This window comes from Pseudomonas sp. Irchel 3E13 (genome assembly GCF_900187455.1).
In the GTDB taxonomy this organism is placed as follows: Bacteria; Pseudomonadota; Gammaproteobacteria; order Pseudomonadales; family Pseudomonadaceae; genus Aquipseudomonas.
On record NZ_FYDX01000021.1, the window covers coordinates 81,879 to 102,669 of the forward strand.

The 20,791-nt window shown below is 64.7% G+C and carries 19 protein-coding genes; 6 read left to right on the top strand and 13 right to left on the bottom strand.

Annotated elements, in window-relative coordinates:
• Positions 1–6: 6 nt before the first annotated feature.
• The 5 genes from CKW37_RS28735 to CKW37_RS28755 form a co-directional block, all read right to left on the bottom strand.
• Positions 7–1,092 (bottom strand): methyl-accepting chemotaxis protein, encoded by a 1,086-nt coding sequence (locus CKW37_RS28735; protein WP_095159488.1) that lies wholly within the window; start codon positions 1,090–1,092, stop codon positions 7–9.
• A gap of 336 nt (positions 1,093–1,428) precedes the next feature.
• The gene (locus CKW37_RS28740) at positions 1,429–1,902 is read right to left on the bottom strand and encodes a YMGG-like glycine zipper-containing protein (RefSeq protein ID WP_095159489.1); all 474 of its coding nucleotides are present in this window, start codon (positions 1,900–1,902) and stop codon (positions 1,429–1,431) included.
• A 226-nt stretch (positions 1,903–2,128) separates the two neighbouring features.
• On the bottom strand, positions 2,129–4,465 hold the full coding sequence (locus CKW37_RS28745; protein ID WP_095159490.1) for an FdhF/YdeP family oxidoreductase: 2,337 nt from the start codon (positions 4,463–4,465) through the stop codon (positions 2,129–2,131).
• Positions 4,462–5,298: a formate dehydrogenase accessory sulfurtransferase FdhD gene (gene fdhD, locus CKW37_RS28750; protein WP_095159491.1), complete on the bottom strand. Its 837-nt coding sequence runs from the start codon at positions 5,296–5,298 to the stop codon at positions 4,462–4,464. Before fdhD ends, CKW37_RS28745 begins: the two co-directional genes overlap by 4 nt.
• Before the next feature lie 94 nt (positions 5,299–5,392).
• Positions 5,393–6,280 carry a LysR family transcriptional regulator gene (locus tag CKW37_RS28755; protein ID WP_095159492.1) on the bottom strand — a complete coding sequence of 296 codons (888 nt, stop codon included), beginning with the start codon at positions 6,278–6,280 and terminating at the stop codon, positions 5,393–5,395.
• 80 nt (positions 6,281–6,360) lie between these two features.
• Here CKW37_RS28755 and lysM point away from each other — a divergent pair, with 80 nt between their 5' ends.
• Positions 6,361–6,801, top strand: coding sequence for a peptidoglycan-binding protein LysM (gene lysM, locus CKW37_RS28760; protein ID WP_095159493.1), 441 nt, complete (start codon positions 6,361–6,363; stop codon positions 6,799–6,801).
• A gap of 10 nt (positions 6,802–6,811) precedes the next feature.
• Here the strand turns inward: lysM and yrfG are convergent, their stop codons facing one another.
• The gene (gene yrfG, locus CKW37_RS28765; protein ID WP_095159494.1) at positions 6,812–7,474 is read right to left on the bottom strand and encodes a GMP/IMP nucleotidase; all 663 of its coding nucleotides are present in this window, start codon (positions 7,472–7,474) and stop codon (positions 6,812–6,814) included.
• A 73-nt stretch (positions 7,475–7,547) separates the two neighbouring features.
• Between yrfG and nudE the strand changes: the two genes are divergently transcribed.
• Both nudE and cysQ read left to right on the top strand, forming a co-directional pair.
• Positions 7,548–8,114, top strand: a complete 567-nt coding sequence (nudE, locus tag CKW37_RS28770; RefSeq protein WP_095159495.1) for an ADP compounds hydrolase NudE — start codon at positions 7,548–7,550, stop codon at positions 8,112–8,114.
• Positions 8,111–8,938 (top strand): 3'(2'),5'-bisphosphate nucleotidase CysQ, encoded by an 828-nt coding sequence (gene cysQ, locus CKW37_RS28775; RefSeq protein ID WP_095159496.1) that lies wholly within the window; start codon positions 8,111–8,113, stop codon positions 8,936–8,938. The genes nudE and cysQ overlap by 4 nt, the downstream gene beginning before the upstream one ends.
• Here cysQ and CKW37_RS28780 read toward each other — a convergent pair.
• Genes CKW37_RS28780 through rfbB form a run of 7 tightly spaced genes read right to left on the bottom strand, consistent with a single transcriptional unit; the run spans position 8,927 to position 15,996 of the window.
• Entirely contained in the window at positions 8,927–9,382 is a 456-nt protein-coding gene (locus CKW37_RS28780) for a YiiD C-terminal domain-containing protein (protein WP_095159497.1), read from the bottom strand. The genes cysQ and CKW37_RS28780 overlap by 12 nt on opposite strands.
• Positions 9,382–10,794, bottom strand: coding sequence for a sigma-54 dependent transcriptional regulator (locus tag CKW37_RS28785; protein WP_095159498.1), 1,413 nt, complete (start codon positions 10,792–10,794; stop codon positions 9,382–9,384). Before CKW37_RS28785 ends, CKW37_RS28780 begins: the two co-directional genes overlap by 1 nt.
• Positions 10,791–12,605: an ATP-binding protein gene (locus CKW37_RS28790; RefSeq protein ID WP_095159499.1), complete on the bottom strand. Its 1,815-nt coding sequence runs from the start codon at positions 12,603–12,605 to the stop codon at positions 10,791–10,793. The genes CKW37_RS28785 and CKW37_RS28790 overlap by 4 nt, the downstream gene beginning before the upstream one ends.
• 37 nt (positions 12,606–12,642) lie before the next feature.
• Positions 12,643–13,503: a dTDP-4-dehydrorhamnose reductase gene (rfbD, locus tag CKW37_RS28795; protein WP_095159500.1), complete on the bottom strand. Its 861-nt coding sequence runs from the start codon at positions 13,501–13,503 to the stop codon at positions 12,643–12,645.
• Positions 13,500–14,045: a dTDP-4-dehydrorhamnose 3,5-epimerase gene (gene rfbC, locus CKW37_RS28800; protein WP_095159501.1), complete on the bottom strand. Its 546-nt coding sequence runs from the start codon at positions 14,043–14,045 to the stop codon at positions 13,500–13,502. The genes rfbD and rfbC overlap by 4 nt, the downstream gene beginning before the upstream one ends.
• Complete coding sequence (gene rfbA / locus CKW37_RS28805) at positions 14,042–14,917, bottom strand: glucose-1-phosphate thymidylyltransferase RfbA (protein WP_095159502.1); 876 nt, start codon at positions 14,915–14,917, stop codon at positions 14,042–14,044. The genes rfbC and rfbA overlap by 4 nt, the downstream gene beginning before the upstream one ends.
• The gene (rfbB, locus tag CKW37_RS28810) at positions 14,914–15,996 is read right to left on the bottom strand and encodes a dTDP-glucose 4,6-dehydratase (RefSeq protein WP_095159503.1); all 1,083 of its coding nucleotides are present in this window, start codon (positions 15,994–15,996) and stop codon (positions 14,914–14,916) included. The genes rfbA and rfbB overlap by 4 nt, the downstream gene beginning before the upstream one ends.
• Positions 15,997–16,207: 211 nt before the next feature.
• Here rfbB and CKW37_RS28815 point away from each other — a divergent pair, with 211 nt between their 5' ends.
• The 3 genes from CKW37_RS28815 to CKW37_RS28825 all read left to right on the top strand — a co-directional run bounded on the left by CKW37_RS28815 (position 16,208) and on the right by CKW37_RS28825 (position 20,791).
• Positions 16,208–19,108 carry an aminotransferase gene (locus tag CKW37_RS28815; protein WP_095159504.1) on the top strand — a complete coding sequence of 967 codons (2,901 nt, stop codon included), beginning with the start codon at positions 16,208–16,210 and terminating at the stop codon, positions 19,106–19,108.
• Between the two features lie 180 nt (positions 19,109–19,288).
• Positions 19,289–20,398, top strand: coding sequence for an agmatine deiminase (gene aguA, locus CKW37_RS28820; RefSeq protein WP_095159505.1), 1,110 nt, complete (start codon positions 19,289–19,291; stop codon positions 20,396–20,398).
• A 192-nt stretch (positions 20,399–20,590) separates the two neighbouring features.
• The gene (locus CKW37_RS28825) at positions 20,591–20,791 is read left to right on the top strand and encodes a hypothetical protein (protein ID WP_095159506.1); all 201 of its coding nucleotides are present in this window, start codon (positions 20,591–20,593) and stop codon (positions 20,789–20,791) included.

The following is a 20,791-nucleotide window of genomic DNA, read 5'->3' on the forward strand; positions in this document are numbered from 1 at the left end:
CGGCAGTTAGAAAAAGGTGACGTCGCTGGTAGTGGCCGCCTGGCTGTGGCCGGCGCGTTCTTCACTGGTGGTGAAGCGCTCGCGCAGGCGGGCGAGCCACGCCTGGGCATCGTGCAGGCGCTGGTCGCGGCGCTCGACGGCGTCGAGCAGTTGCAGCAAATCGGTCTGAAGGTGGTCGAGCATCTGGTCGGCGCGGTCCTGGAACTGCAGGGCGACCATCACGGCGTGGATATCGTCCTGAGTCGAACGGGCATTGCCCTGCAGGTTGCGCGAGGCGGCATCGAGGGCGTCGAGGTTGTCGCCCAGGCCGTTGATGACTTCGCTCAGCACCTGTTCAAGGCGGGCCAGGTTTTGCTGTTCTTCGGTACTGAGTTCGTTGGCAGCTTCGATGCTGGACTGGATCGCCTGGTTGATCTCGCCGACCTTGCTGTCCATCGAACGGCCGGTCTCAGCGGACAGCCGGGACAGCTTGCGCACCTCGTCGGCAACCACCGCGAAGCCGCGGCCGAATTCACCGGCGCGGGCAGCCTCGATGGCGGCGTTGAGCGCCAGCAGGTTGGTCTGGCTGGCGATTTCCTGGACGTGGCGGGCCATCTGCTGCAATTCGCCGGTGTAGCTGCCGAGGTGGCCGATGGTGGCGAGGAATTCCTGCTGGCGGCGGCTGCCCGCGGCGAAGGCTTCGGTCACCCCTTGCAGGCGCTGGTTGGCGTCGCGCAGGTTCTCGCCGAGGCCGCCGCTGGTCAGCACGTCTTCGCTCTGGTCGAGGCTGGCCTGCAGGCGCTGGCTGATGTCGGTGAAGCGTCCGAGCAGCCCGCCGATGTTGTCCGAAAGGAGGCGGCGGCTCTGTTGCAGGCTGTCGGTCCAGGACGGCATAACCACCGGCAGCAGTTGCTCCAGCGGATGCGGTGGTTGTTCGAGGGGGAGGTGGTGTTCAAGGTGGGACGGGGTTGGCGAGACGATCTTGCGCGGTCCCCAGAGCGTGGCGGCCAGGGCGATCAGCAGTAGCCCGGCGATGTTCGCCCAGGGCTGGCCGAAGAACATGCCACCGGCGCAGAGGGCGATTCCTATCCCGATTCCCAAGTACATCCGCATCCCTTACGCCTACTGTCCTTTTGAAGGCTTCGCATGGTAGCGGTAGTCATTTGACGTCAAAATCGGGACGCCCCTTAATCCGACTGGTCAGTCACGAGCGTGCCTTGGAAAAACAGGTGGGGTACGCGCTGACCGCGTGGACAGGATTTTTGGCTGAAACGCTTTAGGGCCCGCGCAGCGACAGATTCCGGCGTGGCTTAGGAGAGGGTAGGAAACGTAGGTGTATGGCGTAAGCCAAAAGTGTGATGGCGTTTGGCTTGATAAGCCAATGGTGCAAGGACTGTGGGGGCTTTCCGTATCCCGCCCCCGGGGGGAGGCGGAATACGCAGGCATCAATCAATGGCGCCAGTTGCGCTTGTGCTTGCGATGGCCGTAGTGATGACCGCGGTCATGCACATAGCGGCGATCGTAGCCACGGCCGCGGTCGTTGTAGCGACGGTCGTCTTCATCGGCCTTGTTACCCATGTAGTTGCCCAGCGCACCGCCTGCGCCACCGCCTGCTGCGGCGCCGATCAGGCTGCCGGTGTTGCCGCCCATGCTGCGGCCCACCACGTTGCCGCCTGCTGCGCCCAGGGCACCGCCGATGGCGGCTTCGCCACGGCTGCGCTTGTCGGCGCCGACGGCACTACCGGCCGCGCCACCGAGGCCTGCGCCGATCGCCGAGCCGGTGCTGCCACCGAGCGACTGACCGACCACCGAGCCCAATACCCCACCCAATGCGCCGCCAATACCGGCTTCGGTGGTGCCGCCTGCACTGGCAACGCCACTGAGCAGGCTGAGGGACAACACGAGAATCGAGGAGTACTTCATACGAGAGCCTCAAAGGGATGACGCGGCGATCCTGCGTTCCTTGAGGTGTGGCTGACAACGTAAATCCGACGAGTAACACGACTGCAACACATATTTCTAAGTTGTTGTTTTCTGGGTGAAACTTATCGTGTTTTGGTGGGTCATACGCTACTTGAACGGGGCCCTGACAGTGATGTCAGGGCCTTTTTTGTGGGCGCAGGAAAGCGCCCGGAAGGAATGTACGTGCTTATAGGATCCGCGCCTCAGGCGTCGCCCGCTGCAACTGAATCGCCACAAACTTCGACGTCGGCGTATGGCTCCCATCCCCTACGCTTTCCAGCGGCACCAGCGGGTTCACTTCCGGGTAGTACGCCGCTGCCTGACCCGCCGGGATGTCGAACGCCAGCAGGGTGAAACGCTTGACCCGGCGCTCCAGCCCGTCGCCCCACAGCGAGACGATATCGGCCTTGTCGCCCGGGTTGAAGCCCAGGCGGATGATGTCGGCTTCGTTGGCGAACAGCACGTCACGCTGGCCCCTGACCCCACGGTAGCGGTCATCGAGGCCGTAGATGGTGGTGTTGTACTGATCGTGGGAGCGCATCGATTGCATGATCAGGTCCGGTACCTGGCCAGTGGCGCGCACGCCTTCGTGCAGCAGGTCGTCGGGCAGGCGATTGGCCTTGAAGTTGGCCTTGCCGGTTGCGGTCTTCCAGATGCGCTGCCCGGCGCTGTTGCCCAGGTAGAAACCACCGGGGTTGAGCAGGCGTTCGTTGAACTGGTCGAAACCGGGAATGGTCTGGGCGATCAGGTCGCGGATGCGCCCGTAGTCGGCGATCAGCCAGTTCCAGTCCACCGGGTGGCTGCCGAGGGTCGCGGCGGCGATCCCGGCGACCACCGCCGGCTCCGAGCGCATCTGCCGCGATAACGGCTGCAACTGGCCGTTGGAGGCGTGGACCATGCTGAACGAGTCTTCCACGGTCACCGCCTGCGGGCCGTCGCTTTGCAGGTCGATGTCGGTGCGGCCGAGGCACGGCAGGATCAGCGCTTCCTTGCCGTGAATCAGGTGGCTGCGGTTGAGCTTGGTGCTGATCTGCACGGTCAGGTCGCAGTTGCGCAGGGCCTGGGCGGTGCGCTCGGTGTCGGGCGTGGCCTGGGCGAAGTTGCCGCCCAGACCGATAAAGACCCTGGCCTTGCCTTCGAGCATGGCGTGGATGGCTTCGACGGTGTTGTGGCCGTTGTGGCGCGGCACCTTGAAGCCGAAATGACGCTCCAGCGAGTCCAGCAAAGTCACCGGCGGGCGCTCGTTGATGCCCATGGTGCGGTCGCCCTGCACGTTGCTGTGACCGCGCACCGGGCACAGGCCGGCGCCCGGCTGGCCGAGGTTGCCGCGCAGCAGCATGAGGTTGGCGATTTCCTGGATGGTCGCCACCGAATGGCGGTGCTGGGTGATGCCCATGGCCCAGCACATGATGACCTTTTTGGCCCGTGCGTACATGCGCGCGGCTTGTTCGATATCGGCCAGGGGCAGCCCTGACTGCGACTCGATCTGCGCCCAGGACGTGTCATCGACCACCGCCAGATAGTCGTCCACGGTGGCGGTGTGCTCGGCAATGAATGCGTGGTCGAACACCGGTTCGGCGCCACTGACCTGGGCTTCGCGTTCCCATTGCAGGAGGAACTTGGCCATCCCGCGCATCATCGCCATGTCGCCGCCCAGCGCCGGGCGGAAATAGGCGGTGTTGGTCGGGCGGTCGCCGTTGGTGAGCATTTCGATCGGGTGCTGCGGGTGCTGGAAGCGTTCCAGGCCGCGCTCCTTGAGTGGGTTGACGCAGACCACCTGGGCGCCGCGTTTCACCGCTTCGCGCAGCGGTTCGAGCATCCGTGGGTGGTTGGTGCCGGGGTTCTGGCCCCAGACGAACAGCGCGTCGGCGTGTTCGAAATCATCGAAGGTCACGGTGCCCTTGCCGACGCCGACGCTCTGGCCCAAGGCCACGCCGCTGGCTTCGTGGCACATGTTCGAGCAGTCCGGGAAGTTGTTGGTGCCAAAGGCACGAACGAACAACTGGTACAGGTAGGCCGCTTCGTTGCTGGCCCGGCCCGAGGTGTAGAACTCGGCCTGGTCTGGGCTTTCCAGCGCGTTGAGGTGACGGGCGATGACGGCGAAGGCCTCATCCCAGGAAATCGGTTTGTAGCGGTCGCTGGCCGGGTCATAGGCCATCGGCTCGGTCAGTCGGCCCTGGTATTCGAGCCAGTAGTCGCTCTGGCTCAGCAGCGAGCTGATGCTGTGGCGGGCGAAGAACGACTTGTCGACGCGGCGCTTGGTCGCCTCCCAGTTCACCGCCTTGGCGCCGTTCTCGCAGAACTTGACCATGCCGCTTTCCGGCGAGTCGCCCCAGGCGCAGCCGGGGCAGTCGAAGCCGCCGTTCTGGTTGGTCTTGAGCAGGGCGCGGATGTTCTTCAGCGCGTTGTCGCTGCCGATCCAGGCCTGCGCCACACTGCGCAGCGCACCCCAGCCACCGGCGGCGCCGTTGTAGGGTTTGTAGCGCGGGACGGGTTTCTGGTCGGCTTGATGATGCAGGCTCACGATCGATTCTCCCGTGCAGGGCTGTAGACCCTCGGCGCACTGTGTTGTGGCAGGTGGATGAGGTTCAGGTTGTGCCGGCGGGCCCATTGCAGCGCCAGGCCGGTGGGCGAGGACAGGCTGACCAGGGTCTGGATGCCGGCGCGCAGGACTTTCTGGATCAGTTCCAGGCTGCAGCGGCTGGTGACCACGGCGAGGCCGCCGGTGGTGTCGATGCGCTGGCGGAGCAGGGCGCCGATCAGCTTGTCGAGGGCGTTGTGTCGGCCGATGTCTTCGCGGCCCATCAGTAATTCACCGTGGGCATCCATGAACAGCGCGGCATGTACCGCGCCGCAGTGCTGGCCCAGCGGCTGGAACGTGTTGATGCGCTGGCGCAGGCCGGCCAGCCACTCGGCGGGCGGCAATGGCGCGCCGGGCAAGGCCTTGAGGTCGGGCAGCGCCTGTTCCACGGCTTCCACGCCGCACAGGCCGCAGCCGCTGGTGCCGGCCATCTGCCGACGCTGGGTCTTGAGGTTCCAGAAGGCGCGGCTGGCGATTTCCACCTGCGCGTGCAGGGCCGAGCCGCTGCCGGCGAGTTTCACGTCATAGATATCGTCGATGTGCTCGACGATGCCGCTGCCGATGCTGAAGCCGACGACGAAGTCTTCCAGATCGGTGGGGCTTACCAGCATGACCGCCTGGCTGATGCCGTTGAAGGCGATGGCCAGGGCTACCTCTTCGGCGAGGTCGGCGCTGGCGGGAAGGTGGTCTTCGAGCTCGCTGTAGTCGTAACGCACGCTGGCGGCTGGGGCGTCCAGAAGCGTGGAAGCCGCGCAGACCGGGGGTTTGCTGCTCATTATTAGATACCCGCAGGCTAATCAGTCTTAAGCCTAGGCCCACGCTCGGGTATCGTCTAATCGCTTCTGCTGATGCCTCCATAGAGGCCGTCGATCATGCCTCTTCGAGCAATTTACGGTATTCGGCCATGCAGGCTTCGGCCAGTGCCGAGCGCGGCGCCGTGCGGCGCATGATCAGGCCCAGCGGGGCCAGGGTGCAGGCCGCTTCGATGGGGTGCAGGCGCAGTTTGCCGGTGACCGCTTCGAGCCCCGTGCCCAACGGCATCACCGCGCAACACAGGCCGCCGTGCACGGCCTGGATCAACTGATGGACGGCATCGGTCTGCAACAGTAGACGCGGGTTCAGGCCGCGGCTGTGGAAGTTGTGGTCCACCGACTGGCGAAAGTGCATGCCCGCAGTGAGCAGGCCCAGCGGCAGCTCGGCCAACGCTTCCCAGTGCAGCGGCTGATCGTCGAAACGGAAGTGCGCCGGGTCGTACAGCAGGCCCATGCGCGACTCGCCCAGTGGCAGCGCTTCGAAGCGGTCGTGGTCGAGTTTTTCCAGGTAGGACAGACCCAGGTCGAGGCGATTGCTGGTGAGCTGTTCGAGGATCTGTTCGGAACTGAGGGCACTGAGTTCGAAACTCAGGTCCGGGTGTTGGCGGTGCAGGCGCTGCAACAGCGGCAGTGGGTCGAAGCTCGACAGCGGCACCATCCCCAGCCGCAGCGTGCCGGCGAGATGCCCGCGACAGGCGGCGGCCTCGGCCTGCAGCCCGTCGTAGGCGGCGAGAACCGAGCGTGCCCACGCCAGGATCCGCTCGCCCTGGGCGGTGAAGCCTTCGAAGCGCTGGCCGCGATTGACCAGCTCCAGCCCCAGCTCGCGCTCGAGGTTGCGCAGGCGCATCGAGAGGGTCGGCTGGGTCACGTGGCAAAGCGCGGCGGCCTGGCCGAAATGACGGGTTTCATCCAGGGCGATGAGGAACTTGAGCTGTTTGATGTCCATCGTCGTCTCGGGGTTGGCGGGCGAAGCATTCTAACCTGACCTAGACTCCCTGCTCCGAGATTCATCACTAGGAGAGTGGCATGAGCATTTTCAGTTTCGTGAAAGAGGCGGGCGAGAAACTTATCGACCTGCTGACGCCGGGTAACGCCAATGCCAGCGAGCAACTCAAGGATCACGTGGCCAAGGTCGGGCTGGGCAACCCGAACATCGAGACCACGGTGGACGGTGACAAGGTCACGGTGAAGGGCGAGGTGAGCAGTCAGGAAGAGAAGGAGAAGATTCTGCTGGCGCTGGGCAATATTGCCGGCGTGGCCTCCGTCGATGATCAGCTCACGGTGACCGGGCAGGTTGTCGCTGCTTCCCGCTTCGTGGTGGTGAAGAAGGGCGACACCCTCAGCGCCATCTCCCTGACCGTCTACGGCAACGCCAACCTGTACAACAAGATCTTCGAAGCCAACAAGCCGCTGTTGAGCCATCCGGACAAGATCTATCCGGGGCAAACGTTGCGTATTCCAGAGTAAGCCCGCAGATTCACAGTCCTTCCAACAGAACCCGGTAATCCTCCTGCGCCGCGAACTCTTCGGTATCGCGCGCAGGTTTGCGGCTGTCTGGCTGGCGCACGGCGAGCAGGTGGGCGACGCCGAAGGTGCGGGCGCTGCGCAGGATCGCCAGGGTGTCGTCGATGAACAGGCTGCGTGCCGGGTCGAAGCCGGTGTCGGCTTGCAAGGCGGTCCAGAACTGCTGGTTTTCCTTGGGGAAGCCGTAGTCGTGGGAACTGATCATGCGCTCGAAGTAGGGCGCCAGGGCTACCCGCTCCAGTTTCAGCGACAGTGAGTCGCGGTGCGCGTTGGTGATCAGGATCACCCGTTTGCCGGCGTCGCGCAGGGCGGCGAGGAAGGTGTCGGCGTCCGGGCGCAGGGCGATCAGGTTGGCGGTTTCCTGCTTCAGTTCGCGGATCGGCAGCTTGAGTTCGGCGGTCCAGAAGTCCAGGCAATACCAGTTCAGCGACCCGGCGTTGCGCTCGAACAGCGGCTGGATTTCCAGCTCGGCCATGGCCCGGCTGATGCCGTGGTGCTCGGCATAGCGCTGGGGCAGCAGCTCCATCCAGAAGTGGTTGTCGTAGTGGAGGTCCAGCAAGGTGCCGTCCATGTCCAACAGGACCGTGTCGATGTCGCGCCAGGCGAGGGCAGGCATGTGAAATATTCTCGTTCGGTCAGGCTATCGTGGGCGGTATAGTAACCCGTTACCGCCAAGGAGCCGCCCCCTCATGCGCCAGAAACCCACCGTCCTTTCCCGCGAGATCGTCGCCAGCAGCCGCCTGTTCCGTGTCGAAGCCGTGCAATTGCGCTTCTCCAACGGCACCGAGCGCACCTACGAACGGCTGGTCGGGCGCGGCAATGGCTACGGCGCGGTGATGATCGTGGCGATGCTCGACAGCGAGCACGCCGTGCTGGTGGAGGAATACTGCGGCGGCACCGACGAATACGAGCTGTCCCTGCCCAAGGGCCTGATCGAGCCCGGCGAGGACGTGCTGGCGGCAGCCAACCGCGAGTTGAAGGAAGAAGCCGGCTTCGGCGCCCGTCAGCTTGAACACCTCACCGAGCTGTCGCTGTCCCCTGGCTACATGAGCCAGAAGATCCAGGTGGTCCTGGCCACCGACCTCTATGAAGAGCACCTCCCGGGCGATGAGCCGGAGCCGATGCGTGTCGATCGCGTCAGCCTGCGCGAGCTGTCGGCGCTGGCCCAGCATCCACAGTTTTCCGAAGGCCGGGCGCTGGCGGCGCTCTATCTGGTGCGCGACCTGCTGACCCAGCGCGGAGTGTTCCCGGCATGAACGATCTCGAACTGATGCCCCACGTGGTGGCGCTGGCGCGCCGCGCCGGCACCGCGATCCTGCCGTTCTGGCGCGTGAACGTGGCGGTAACGGCCAAGGCCGACGAATCGCCGGTCACCGCCGCCGACCTCGCCGCGCACGACGTCATCGCCGAGGGCTTGCAGGCACTGGCGCCGGATATTCCGGTGCTGTCCGAGGAAGACTGCGACATCGCCCTCGAAGAGCGCCAGCGCTGGCAGCGCTGGTGGCTGGTGGACCCGTTGGACGGCACCAAGGAGTTCATCGCCGGGACTGAAGAGTTCACCGTGAATATCGCCCTGGTCGAGCAAGGCCGTGTGGTCTTCGGCGTGGTGGTGATGCCGGTCACTGGCCGTTGCTACTACGGTGGCCGGGGCCTCGGCGCCTGGCGCGCGGAAGCCGATGGCAAGGTGCAGCCGATCAAGGTTCGCCTGGCGCCGCCGGTGGGTGAGTCGTTCACCGTGGTCGCCAGTCGCCGTCATTCCAGCCCGCAGCAGGAGCGTTTGCTGGCCGGCCTCGGCGAAGCGCTGGGGGCGCTGGAGCTGGCCAATATCGGCAGTTCGCTGAAGTTCTGCCTGCTGGCCGAAGGCGCCGCCGATTGCTACCCGCGACTGGCGCCGACCTCGCAGTGGGACACCGCGGCCGCGCAAGGGGTGCTGGAAGGGGCGGGCGGTGAAGTGCTTGGTCTGGACGGCGAGGCCTTTGTTTATCCGCCGCGCGAATCGCTGCTCAACCCGTTCTTCCTTGGCCTGCCCGCCGCCGCGCCGTGGCGCGGCAAGCTGCTGGCACTGGCGTCAGCGATGTAGGACGTACTGCCCGTCGAACGCCACGGCGGGCGCTTCACTGTTCTCGTTGAACACCTGGGTGTGCAGGCTCAGGCGCGCCCGGCCATAGCGCTGATAGGTGCTGACGAAACGCTGCCAGACCTTCTCCTCCGGCGCCTCGCACACGGCGATGGCCGCGCCGGTCACGGGCAGTGGATAACTGATCCGGCCTTCCTGGATGACGATATGCCCGTCATCGATCCCCGCCTCGCGCAAGCGCAGGTGCAACCAGCCCCAGCCCGCCAGCACCGCGCCGCAGTACAGGCTGCCGCCGAACATGGTGCTCTTGTGGTTGACGTTGGCGTCCAGCGGCAATTGCAGGCGCAGGCGTTGCTGTTGCCAGTCGAGGACCTTGAGGCCCATGTCGCGGGTCAGCGGGATGTCTTGGTGCAGGACGTTTTCCAAGTAGTGGCTGTCGCTGCTCATCAGCGGGTTTCCTCCAGGTCGTCAGCGGCGCTGGCGTTGCTGTCGGCGAAGCTCAGGCCGTGTTTGCGCAGCTTGTCGTGCAGGGTCTTGCGCGGGATGCCGAGGGCTTCGGCGAGGCTGCGCATGGAGTTGTGCGTGCGCGCCAGTTCCGCGGCGATCAGCGAGCGTTCGAAATGCTCGACCTGTTCACTGAGGTTGCCGTTGGCCGGTGGCAGGTCCAGTGGCGCGGCGGCGCTTTCGGCCTGGCCGTCCAGCGCCAGCTCAAGGCCGAGGGCGAAGCGTTCGGCGGCGTTCTGCAACTCGCGCACATTGCCCGGCCAGCCGTGGCGCAGCAGCATCGCCCGTTGCGCCGGCTGCAACGCGTGCGGCGGCAGGCCGTGGCGCTCGCTGGCGGCATCGGCGAAGTGCTGGAACAGCACCAGCACGTCGTCGCCACGCTCGCGCAGCGGCGGAATGCGCAGCGGCGCGACGTTGAGCCGGTAGTAGAGGTCGGCGCGGAAGCGGCCCTGGTCGGCGGCCTGGCGCAGGTCTTCCTTGGTCGCGGCGATGACGCGGATATCCAGCGGAATCTGCTGGTTGCCGCCGAGGCGTTCCAGCACGCGCTCCTGCAACATGCGCAGCAATTTGACCTGGACATCCAGGCTCATGCTTTCGATTTCGTCGAGGAACAGCGTGCCGCCGTTGGCGAATTCGAACTTGCCGATGCGGCGTTTCTGCGCGCCGGTGAAGGCGCCGGGCTCATGGCCGAACAGCTCGCTTTCCACCACCGACTCGGCCAGGGCGCCGGCGTTGATCGCCACGAAAGGACCGTCGCGGCGGCTGGACAGGTCGTGCAGGGCGCGGGCCACGACTTCCTTGCCTGCGCCGGTTTCACCGAGGATCAGCACGTCGGCGCGGGTCGCGGCGAGGGCGCCGATCTGCTCGCGCAGGCGCAGGATCGGTGCCGACTGGCCGACCAGTCGGGCACTGAGTTCGTGGCGGTCGCTGAGGGCCAGGCGCAGGCTGCGGTTGTCCAGCACCAGGCGGCGCAGGGCCAGGGCGCGGCGCACGCTGTCGAGCAGGGCATCGCTGGCGAAGGGTTTTTCGAGGAAGTCATAGGCGCCGGCGCGCATCGCCTGCACCGCCAGCGGCACATCGCCGTGGCCGGTGATCAACAGCACCGGCAGTTCCGGGTCCTGGCCGTGCAGTTGTTCCAGCAATTGCAGGCCGTCGATGCCGGGCATGCGGATATCGCTGACCACCACGCCCGGCCAGTCGGCTTCGATACGTTGGGCCAGGCCCTGGGCGTCGCTCAGCGGCAGCACGCGCAGGCCGGCGAGGTCGAGGGTCTGGCTCAGGGCCTGGCGCAGGTGCGGGTCGTCGTCGACCAGGATTACCTGGATGCGGCTGTCGATCAGCGTCTCGGTGGTCATGCCGAGTGGTCCTCCGAAGTCTTAAGATTGGCGCCGGGCTTGGCCACGCGCAGTTGCAGGGTCAGCAGCGCGCCGCCCTCGGGGTGGTTGGCCAGCAGCAACTCACCGCCCAGCGCGCGCATCAGCGTGTCGCAGATCGCCAGGCCCAGGCCAAGGCCCTGGGTGCGGGTCTTGGTGGTGAAAAACGGTTCGCGGGCACGGGCCATGGCCTGGCTGGTGAAGCCCGGGCCGTTGTCGCGAATGGTCAGGTAGACGTAGTCTTCACGCCGCTCGGCACTTATCCACAGTTTGCGGGGATTGGCTTTTTCGGTGAGGGCGTCGAGGGCGTTGGCCAGCAGGTTGCCGAGCACCTGGCGCAGGCGGGTTTCACCGGCCTGCACCCAGAACGTGGCTTCGGGCAGGTCGCGGATCAGCTCGACGGCCATTGCCCGGCGGCGCTTGGCCAACAGCGCCAGTGCGTCGTCCAGCGCCGGTTGCAGGGCCACGCTTTCCGGCGCGTGGCGGTCGCGGCGGGCGAAGGCGCGCAGGTGGGCGATGATCGAGGCCATGCGTCCGGTCAGTTCGTTGATCAGCTTGAGGTTGCCGCGGGCGTCGTCGATGCGCTGGTGGTCGAGCAGCACTTCGGCGTTCTCGGCGTAGCTGCGAATGGCCGCCAGCGGCTGGTTGAGTTCGTGGCTGATGCTCGCCGACATGGTGCCGAGCACCGACAACTTGCCGGCCTGGACCAGTTCGTCCTGGGCGCGGGCGGCTTCTTGCTGGGCTTGCTCACGCTCCAGCACTTCGCTTTTCAGGCGGCTGTTGAGGCCTTCAAGGTCGGCGGTACGGTCGGCCACGCGCTTTTCCGAGTCGTGACGGGCGCGGGCTTCGAAGTCGATACGGTCCATGTAATGCCGGCGCCGCTGCATGACCAGCCCGACCAGCAGCATCACCGCCAGCAGGGTGGCGCCACCGACGGCCAGCACCGTACTCACCGAGCGGTCCACCAGTGCCCGCGGGGCGAGGATGTTCACCTCCCAGCCAGTTTCCGGAATCGGCCGGGTCTGCACGAGCCAGGCCTGGCGGTTGAGGTTCAGCGGCTTGGGCTCCTGGGTCGGATAGGGCTGGATCGCGGTGATCGCCTGGCGTTCTTCATCGGTCAGCGGCCGGGTGGCACGGAAGCGCCAGTCGGGGCGCGAGGTCAGTACCACCACGCCGTTGCTGTCGGTCAGCAGCAATTGTTCGGGGGTTTTGCCCCAGAGGGTTTCGGTGTGGTCCAGGTCGACCTTGACCACCAGCACGCCGATGACCTCCTCGCCTTGCCACACGGGCGCGCCGAAGAAGTAGCCGCGCTTGGCCGAGGTGGTGCCCTGGCCGAAGAAGCGCCCCAGGCGCCCGGCGGTGGCTTCGCTGAAGTACGGGCGGAAGGCGAAATTGCGGCCGATGAAGCTGTCTTTCTTGTCCCAGTTGGAGGCGGCCAGGGTGTTGCCCTTGGCGTCCATCAGGTAGATCACTTCGGCGCCGGTCTGGCTGCTGATTTCCTTGAGCCGGCGGTTGGCGTTGGTCAGGTATTCCAGGCGAAACGGATCGGCCAGGACGGCGCGCAGGGTCGGCAGGTCGCCGAGAATCTGCGGCAGGGCTTCGTAGCGGTGCAGGATGCCCAGCAGGTTGGCGACGTAGAGGTCGAGGGTCTGGCGGTTCTGGCTGGCCAGCTCTTCCTGGTAATAGTGTTCGGCCAGGTGCTTGAGTGGCCAGAGCAGCGGCGCCAGACACAGGGCCAACAGGGCCAGGCTGCGCCAGCGGGGACGGCGGGGAGTGCTGGGGGTCATGGTCATCGCAACAAAGCGCCAGAAAGATCTGGCGCATTATGCGCTACTTCAGGCAGTCGATCAGCGCCTGATGCCAGTCGGGCTGACTGACGTTCCACTCGCGTTGCAGGCGGCTGCAGTCGAGGCGCGAGTTCAACGGCCGGCGTGCCGGCGTCGGGTATTCGCTGGACGGGATCGGCAGCAGATTGGCGCAGAGTTTGCCCTGGGCCTTGAGCTGCTCGCCGATCGCCTGGGCAAAACCGAACCACGAGGTTTCACCCTGCGCGGTCAGGTGGTAGACGCCCCAGGCGCCGGCCTGGCCGGCTTGCCAGCGCTCGATCAACTGACGGGTGCTGTCGGCGATGGTCCCGGCCCAGGTCGGCGCGCCAATCTGATCGGCGACGATGCGCAGTTCCGGCTTCTCTTGCAGCAGGCGCTGCATGGTCAGCAGGAAATTGCGGCCGTGGGTCGAGTAGACCCAACTGGTGCGCAGGATCAGGTGCTGCCCACCCACCGCGGCGATGGCCTGTTCGCCGGCCAGCTTGCTGTGCCCGTAGACACCCAGCGGGTTCGGCGTGTCGTCTTCGGTGTAAGGCCCGGTCTTGCTGCCGTCGAAGACGTAGTCGGTGGAGTAGTGGATCAGCGGAACGCCGAGGCGCGCAGCTTCTTCAGCGAAGATACCGGGCGCCGTGGCGTTGATCGCGAAGGCCAGTTCCGGCTCGTTCTCGGCCTGGTCCACCGCCGTGTGCGCGGCGGCGTTGATGATCAGGTCGGGGGCGATGGCGCGAACCTGTTCGGCAATGCGCTCCGGGTACGCGAGGTCGAGTTGGTCGCTGCCGAGGATGTGCAACCGGCCAAGCGTGCCCAGCGCGTGCTGGAGGGCCTGGGCGACCTGACCATTACGGCCAATGACGAGGATGTTCACGGGAACAGGTCCGCGTCACACAGCAGTTTGCCGTTCTGGTCCTTGGCCGAGAGTTGTGGCTCACCGTCCAGTTCCCAGTCGATGGCCAGGGTCGGGTCGTTCCAGAGGACGCAGCGTTCAGCGGCTGGGTTGTAGTAATCGGTGGTCTTGTACAGGAACTCGGCGTGGTCGCTCAGCACGTAGAACCCGTGGGCGAAGCCTGGTGGAATCCACAACTGACGGTTGTTTTGCGCCGACAGATGAATACTGGTCCAGCGTCCGAAGTTGACCGAGCTACGGCGCAAGTCGACGGCCACATCGAGCACCTCGCCCGCGGTGACCCGCACCACTTTTCCCTGGGCATTTTCAATCTGGTAGTGCAGGCCACGCAGCACGCCTTTTTGCGAGCGTGAATGATTGTCCTGAACAAAATGAGCGGCTACGCCGGTTTTTTCAGCAAACACGCGTTCGTTGAAGCTCTCGTAGAAAAAACCCCGGGCATCTCCGAAAACCGTGGGCTCCAGAATCAGAACTTCCGGCAGGGTACTGGCAGTTACCTTCATTGTGTTTTGCTCATCAGTCCAAGCAGGTATTGGCCATAGCCGGTTTTGCTCAGGGCTTCGGCCCGAGCGGTCAGCTCTGCCTCGTTGATCCAGCCCTGCTGGAAAGCGATCTCTTCGAGGCAGGCGACTTTCAGACCCTGACGATGCTCGATGGTCTGCACATACTGAGACGCCTCAAGCAGGCTGTCGTGGGTGCCGGTGTCCAGCCAGGCGAAGCCACGGCCGAATCGCTCCACGCGCAGGTCGCCGCGCTTCAGGTAGGCGTTGTTGACGTCAGTGATCTCCAGCTCGCCGCGTGCCGAGGGTTTGACGGAGCGGGCGATGCTCACCACATCGTTGTCGTAGAAATACAAGCCGGTCACTGCGTAGTTGGACTTCGGTACCGCCGGCTTCTCCTCAATGGAAAGCACGCGACCGTCAGCGTCGTATTCGACCACGCCGAAGCGCTCGGGCCCCTTGACCCAGTAGCCGAATACCGTCGCACCGTGACCATGACTGGCCGCTTTGAGCAACTGCGCGGTAAAGCCCTGGCCATGGAAGATGTTGTCGCCCAGCACCAGGCACACGGAATCGTCTCCGATAAAGTTTTCACCAATCAGAAAAGCCTGGGCCAGGCCGTCCGGGGTGGGTTGCTCGGCGTAGCTGATATCGATGCCAAACTGGCTGCCATCGCCGAGTAACTGGCGGTATTGCGGCAGATCGCGTGGAGTGGAAATCACCAGGATTTCGCGGATCCCGGCAAGCATCAGTACCGAAATCGGGTAGTAGATCATCGGTTTGTCGTAGATCGGCAGCAGCTGCTTGGACACACCGAGAGTGATGGGGTGCAGGCGGGTGCCGGAGCCGCCCGCCAGGACAATACCTTTGGTCATGCAATCAGGTCCTTGAAATCGGAGTTGCCCAGGCGTTGTCCCTGGTAGCTGCCGTCTTGTACGTGGCGGCACCATTCCAGGTTATCCAGATACCACTGGACGGTCTTGCGCAGGCCGGTTTCGAAGGTTTCTTCGGGAACCCAGCCCAGTTCGCGTTCGATCTTGCCGGCGTCGATGGCGTAGCGCTGATCGTGGCCAGGACGGTCCTGGACGAAGGTGATGAGGTCGGCATAGCTGGCAACACCTTGCGGACGTTGCGGCGCCAGTTCTTCGAGCAGGGCGCAGATGCCGCGCACGACATCGATATTCTTCTGTTCGTTGTGACCGCCAATGTTGTAGGTCTCGCCCACCACACCTTCGCTCACGACCTTGAGCAGGGCGCGGGCGTGGTCTTCGACGAACAGCCAGTCGCGGACTTGCAGGCCATTGCCATAGACCGGCAGCGGCTTGCCCGCCAGGGCGTTGAGGATCACCAGCGGAATGAGTTTTTCCGGGAAGTGGAACGGACCGTAGTTGTTCGAACAGTTGGTCAGCAGCACCGGCAGGCCGTAGGTACGGTGCCAGGCGCGGACCAGATGGTCGGATGCAGCCTTGCTGGCCGAGTACGGCGAGCTTGGCGCGTAAGGCGTGGTCTCGGTGAACAGGTCATCGACACCGTGCAGGTCGCCGTACACTTCGTCGGTGGAGATATGGTGGAAGCGGAACGCTTCACGCTCGCCGGCCGGCAGTTTCGTCCAGTAAGCGCGGGCTGCTTCCAGCAGGCTGTAGGTGCCGACGATGTTGGTCTGGATGAAGTCCGACGGACCGTCGATGGAACGGTCGACATGGGATTCAGCGGCCAGGTGCATGATCGCGTGCGGCTGGAAGCGCTCGAGGATCGCGCTGACGGTTGCCTGGTCGACGATGTCGGCCTGGACGAACTCATAGCGGGTATTCGTCGCGACGCTGTGCAACGACTCCAGGTTGCCGGCGTAGGTCAACTTGTCCAGGTTGAGCACTTCGTGGTCGGTGTTGTCGATCAGGTGGCGCACCAGCGCCGAGCCGATGAATCCAGCTCCACCGGTGATGAGAATTCGCATGTCGGGGCCGCCTTTATTCCGTAACTTGCATTGAGCAACGGCTACATACTTGTGTGCCGTCGCAGACGGTGCAAGCGGATTGTGCCGGATACGTTGTTTGTCATGCTTTATGCAACGAACTTTAGGCCAACTGTGCAGAATTTTTATCGATGCACTTGCGTTAGCGCCGGACAGATGGCGATATAACCTCAAAAAAACCGAGGTCCCCGCGATGCCCCTCAGCACCCTTATCCACCGCGCAAGCCAGCCGTGCCCCACCCTCAGCGAGCAACAGGCTCGTGTCCTGCTCGATCAGCACTACGGGCTGGCGGGCACCTTGCAGGCGCTGGGCAGCCAGCAGGACCTGAACTTTCGCCTCGACACCGGCCAGGGCCGTTATGTGCTGAAAGTCTGCCACGGCAGTTACTCGGCGCAGGAACTGGAGGCCCAGCACGCGGCCCTCGGCTATCTGCGCGAGCGCGGTGTGCCGGTGCCGGCGGTGCAGGTGGCGGCCTCGGGCGAGCAGTTGTTGTCGCTGGATATCGAGGGTCAGGCCGTACGTGCGCGGCTGCTGGACTACATCGACGGGCAGACGCTGACCCGCCTCAAGCATATGGAACCGCGGTTGATGGCCGAACTGGGCGCCCTGTGTGCGCGGGTCGACCAGGCCCTGGCCGATTTCAGCCATCCGGGCCTGACGCGCACCCTGCAATGGGACCCGCAACACGCCCAGGCGCTGATCGCGCACCTGCTGCCGGTGCTCGCCGAGGGGCCGCGCAAGGCGCGCGTGCAGTCCGCCGCGGCCCAGGCGCAGCAGGCGCTGGCTGAAATCCAGGCGGACCTGCCGATGCAGGCCGTGCACCTCGACATCACCGACGACAACGCCGTCTGGCAGCGCGATGCCGACCGGCAGTGGCAACTGCAAGGCGTGATCGATTTCGGCGATCTGCTGCACACCTGGCGGATCGCCGATCTGTCGGTGACCTGCGCGGCCTTGCTGCACCATACCGAGGGTGATCCGCTGCGTATCCTCCCCGCAGTCGCGGCCTATCATGCGGTCAACCCGCTGACCGAGGCCGAGCTCAAGGCGCTTTGGCCGCTGATCGTCGCCCGCGCCGCAGTGCTGGTGCTCAGTGGCGAGCAACAGGTGAGTATCGATCCGGACAATCAATACAGCCGTGCAAATCTCGCGCACGAGTGGGAGATCTTCGAGGTCGCCGACAGCGTGCCGTTCGCCCTGATGGAGGCGGCGATTCTGCAGGTGGCGGGGATCACGCCGACGGCGCCGGACCTGAGCGCTTGCGCAAACCTGCTGCCGGCCTTGCGCGAGCAGGCGGTGGCGCGGGTCGATCTGGGTGTGCTCAGCGAGCATTTCAGCGCCGGCAACTGGGAGGCGCCGGGTATCGATCAGCAACTGTTGCGTCAGCACCCGGCCCCGGCGGCGTCGCTGTATGGCGAGTATCGGCTGTCGCAAACCCATATCGATAACCCGCAAGAGCCGCAGACCTTCGCCTTGCAGGTCGAACTGCACCTGACGCCCGGCAGCGAACTGCGTGCGCCGTTTGCCGGCACCTGGCGTGAGGACGCGGCGGGCAGCGGCAGTCTGGAAGGCGGGCAAGTCACGCTCTGGCTGTCCGGGATCGACGCGGGTCCGGCCGATGGCCAGGTGATCGAGCAAGGCCAGTTACTGGCGCAAAGTGCCGAGATCGTCACGGTGCAGGTGTGCCGGGTGCCAGGGCTGCGTCCACCGGCCTTTGTCGTGCCGTCCCGTGCGCAGGCCTGGCGGGTGCTGTGTCCGTCGCCGGCAGCGCTGCTCGGTTTTGACTGCGACGCCGCGCCGCTGAGCGATGCCCAAGCCCTGCTGGAGCGCCGCGAGGCCAGCTTCGCCCGTTCGCAGAAGCACTATTACCAGCAACCGCCGCAGATCGAACGCGGCTGGCGCAACTACTTGATCGACCTGCAAGGCCGCTCCTACCTGGACATGCTCAACAACGTCGCGGTGCTCGGCCACGGTCACCCGCGCATGGTCAGCGAGGCGGCGCGGCAATGGTCGTTGCTCAACACCAACTCGCGTTTTCACTACGCGGCCATCGCCGAGTTTTCCGAGCGTCTGCTGGCGCTGGCGCCCAAAGGCATGGACCGGGTGTTCCTGGTCAACAGCGGCACCGAGGCCAACGACCTGGCCATACGTCTAGCCTGGGCCTACAGCGGCGGGCGCGAGATGCTCAGCGTGCTCGAGGCGTATCACGGCTGGTCGGTGGCCGCCGACGCGGTGTCCACCTCTATCGCCGATAATCCGCAAGCGCTGAGCACGCGGCCGGAATGGGTGCACCCGGTGACGGCGCCGAACACCTATCGCGGCAAGTACCGCGGCGCCGACAGCACGGTTGATTATGTGAACGATGTGGACAGCGTTCTGGAACAGGTCGACGCTACCGGCCGCCAGCTCGCCGGTTTCATCTGCGAACCGGTCTACGGCAATGCGGGTGGCATTCCACTGCCCGCCGGTTATCTGGAGCAGGTTTACAGCCGTGTCCGCGAGCGCGGTGGGGTGTGCATCGCCGATGAAGTGCAGGTCGGTTATGGACGCATGGGTGAATGGTTCTGGGGTTTCGAAGAGCAGGGCGTAGTGCCGGATATCATCACCATGGCCAAAGGCATGGGCAACGGCCAGCCATTGGGCGCGGTGATCACCCGCCGGGAAATCGCCGAGGCGCTGGAAGCCGAGGGCTATTTCTTCTCCTCCGCGGGCGGCAGCCCGGTCAGTTGCCGGATCGGCATGGCGGTACTCGACGTGATGGCCGAAGAAGGGCTGTGGGAAAAGGCCCGGGAAGTCGGCGGCTACTTCAAGGCGCGTCTGCAGGCGTTGATCGATGAATATCCGCTGGCGGGCGCGGTGCACGGGTCCGGGTTCTACCTCGGTCTGGAACTGGTGCGCGATCCGCAAACCCTGGAACCGGCCACCGAAGAAACCGCCGCCCTGTGCAATCGCCTGCGTGACCTGGGCATTTTCATGCAGCCGACCGGCGACTACCTGAACATCCTGAAGATCAAGCCGCCGATGTGCACGACCCGCGAAAGCGTGGATTTCTTCGTCGACAGCGTGGCCAAGGTGCTGTTGGAAGACCTGTAAGCGTTGAAACGCAAAAAGCCGGTCAATTCGATTGTTATCGAATTAACCGGCTTTTTATTGGTCGGAGTATTTTATTTGTCACTTCTAATGCAGATATTTATCGGCTATAAAGGCAATCACTGATTACCCACCCTTTCTGTACAACCACCGGCCCGCCCCGGGCACAACCCAGGTTCGACCATGAAGACTTTGACCTCTACCCCCCGTGCCGATGGCTTCCACATGCCCGCCGAATGGGCGCCACAAACCCAGGTCTGGATGATCTGGCCGGAGCGTCCGGACAACTGGCGCCTGGGCGGCAAGCCGGCGCAGGCCGCGCACGTTGCCGTGGCCAAGGCGATCGCCCGCTTCGAGCCGGTGACCGTCGGCGTTTCCGCCGGCCAGTACGAGAACGCCCTCGCGCGCCTGGCCGATGAGCCGAACATCCGCGTGGTGGAAATCAGCAACGACGACGCCTGGGTCCGCGACACCGGGCCGACCTTCGTCATCAACGACAACGGCGATGTGCGCGGCGTGGATTGGGGCTTCAACGCCTGGGGCGGTTTCCTTGGCGGTCTGTACGCACCCTGGAACCGTGACGAGCAAGTGGCCGGCAAGATCCTCGGTATCGAGCGCAACGCGCGCTATGTCACCGAAGGCTTCGTGCTCGAAGGCGGCTCGATCCACGTCGATGGCGAAGGCACCCTGATCACCACCGAGGAATGCCTGCTCAACGCCAACCGCAACCCGCACCTGAACCGCGAGCAGATCGAAGAAATCCTGCGCGAGAACCTCGCCGTGGACACCATCGTCTGGCTGCCGGACGGCCTGTACAACGACGAGACCGACGGCCACGTCGACAACTTCTGCTGTTACGTCAGCCCGGGCGAAGTGTTACTGGCCTGGACCGATGATTCCAATGACCCCAACTACGCGCGTTGCCGCGCGGCCATGGCGGTGCTGGAAAGCCAGCGCGATGCCAAGGGGCGCACGTTTGTGGTGCACAAAATGCCGATTCCGGGCCCGATGTTCGCCACCGAGGAAGAGTGCGATGGCGTCGATCCGGTCGCCGGCAGCCAGGAGCGCAGCCCGTCCTCGCGCCTGGCCGGTTCCTATGTGAACTTCCTCATCGTCAATGGCGGCATCATTGCGCCGAGCTTCAACGACCCGGCGGATGCTGAAGCTAGAGCGATCCTGGCACGCCTGTTCCCGGACCACAAAGTGGTCATGGTGCCCGGACGTGAGCTACTGCTCGGCGGCGGCAATATTCACTGCCTGACCCAGCAGCAGCCTGCACCCGCAAGTCGTTGATCTGACGTCAAAAAAAAGCCCGTCCTGTGACGGGCTTTTTTATTGGCTGGACGACAGTCGGCACCCCTGGATGGCACAGCTCTTGTATTTGATTCACTTGTTACCAAGTGGACGGACGGTCGTGCACCGCACGGATCTGTCATAAAGCTTGAGTAAGGTAGCCGCTCACGCCTCTGGGGGAGTACGTGTGAAATGAATGCAGCACGTGAGTTGGCTTCGCACCCGACAGTGATGAACCACGAAGCGCTCCAGGTATTGGCGCGGTGGTTGAAACACAATGGACCAACCCGGGTCAGGAAGACCGATCCACGGCGCATGCTGGTAGAACGCTATCCAGCAGGCCTGATTACCGACGCGGAGCTCGATGCTCTGGTGGGTATCTGGCAGGGCTGA

Bases quoted from the DNA above. Each gene is read 5' to 3' on its own strand.
- CKW37_RS28735 (WP_095159488.1), bottom strand. From the start codon at position 1,092: ATGCGGATGTACTTGGGAATCGGGATAGGAATCGCCCTCTGCGCCGGT.
- fdhD (WP_095159491.1), bottom strand. From the start codon at position 5,298: ATGAGCAGCAAACCCCCGGTCTGCGCGGCTTCCACGCTTCTGGACGCC.
- CKW37_RS28780 (WP_095159497.1), bottom strand. From the start codon at position 9,382: ATGAGCAGCGACAGCCACTACTTGGAAAACGTCCTGCACCAAGACATC.
- CKW37_RS28785 (WP_095159498.1), bottom strand. From the start codon at position 10,794: ATGACCACCGAGACGCTGATCGACAGCCGCATCCAGGTAATCCTGGTC.
- aguA (WP_095159505.1), top strand. From the start codon at position 19,289: ATGAAGACTTTGACCTCTACCCCCCGTGCCGATGGCTTCCACATGCCC.
- CKW37_RS28815 (WP_095159504.1), top strand. From the start codon at position 16,208: ATGCCCCTCAGCACCCTTATCCACCGCGCAAGCCAGCCGTGCCCCACC.
- yrfG (WP_095159494.1), bottom strand. From the start codon at position 7,474: ATGCCTGCCCTCGCCTGGCGCGACATCGACACGGTCCTGTTGGACATG.
- CKW37_RS28755 (WP_095159492.1), bottom strand. From the start codon at position 6,280: ATGGACATCAAACAGCTCAAGTTCCTCATCGCCCTGGATGAAACCCGT.
- CKW37_RS28740 (WP_095159489.1), bottom strand. From the start codon at position 1,902: ATGAAGTACTCCTCGATTCTCGTGTTGTCCCTCAGCCTGCTCAGTGGC.
- nudE (WP_095159495.1), top strand. From the start codon at position 7,548: ATGCGCCAGAAACCCACCGTCCTTTCCCGCGAGATCGTCGCCAGCAGC.
- CKW37_RS28825 (WP_095159506.1), top strand. From the start codon at position 20,591: ATGAATGCAGCACGTGAGTTGGCTTCGCACCCGACAGTGATGAACCAC.
- rfbA (WP_095159502.1), bottom strand. From the start codon at position 14,917: ATGACCAAAGGTATTGTCCTGGCGGGCGGCTCCGGCACCCGCCTGCAC.
- rfbB (WP_095159503.1), bottom strand. From the start codon at position 15,996: ATGCGAATTCTCATCACCGGTGGAGCTGGATTCATCGGCTCGGCGCTG.
- CKW37_RS28790 (WP_095159499.1), bottom strand. From the start codon at position 12,605: ATGACCATGACCCCCAGCACTCCCCGCCGTCCCCGCTGGCGCAGCCTG.
- rfbC (WP_095159501.1), bottom strand. From the start codon at position 14,045: ATGAAGGTAACTGCCAGTACCCTGCCGGAAGTTCTGATTCTGGAGCCC.
- lysM (WP_095159493.1), top strand. From the start codon at position 6,361: ATGAGCATTTTCAGTTTCGTGAAAGAGGCGGGCGAGAAACTTATCGAC.
- cysQ (WP_095159496.1), top strand. From the start codon at position 8,111: ATGAACGATCTCGAACTGATGCCCCACGTGGTGGCGCTGGCGCGCCGC.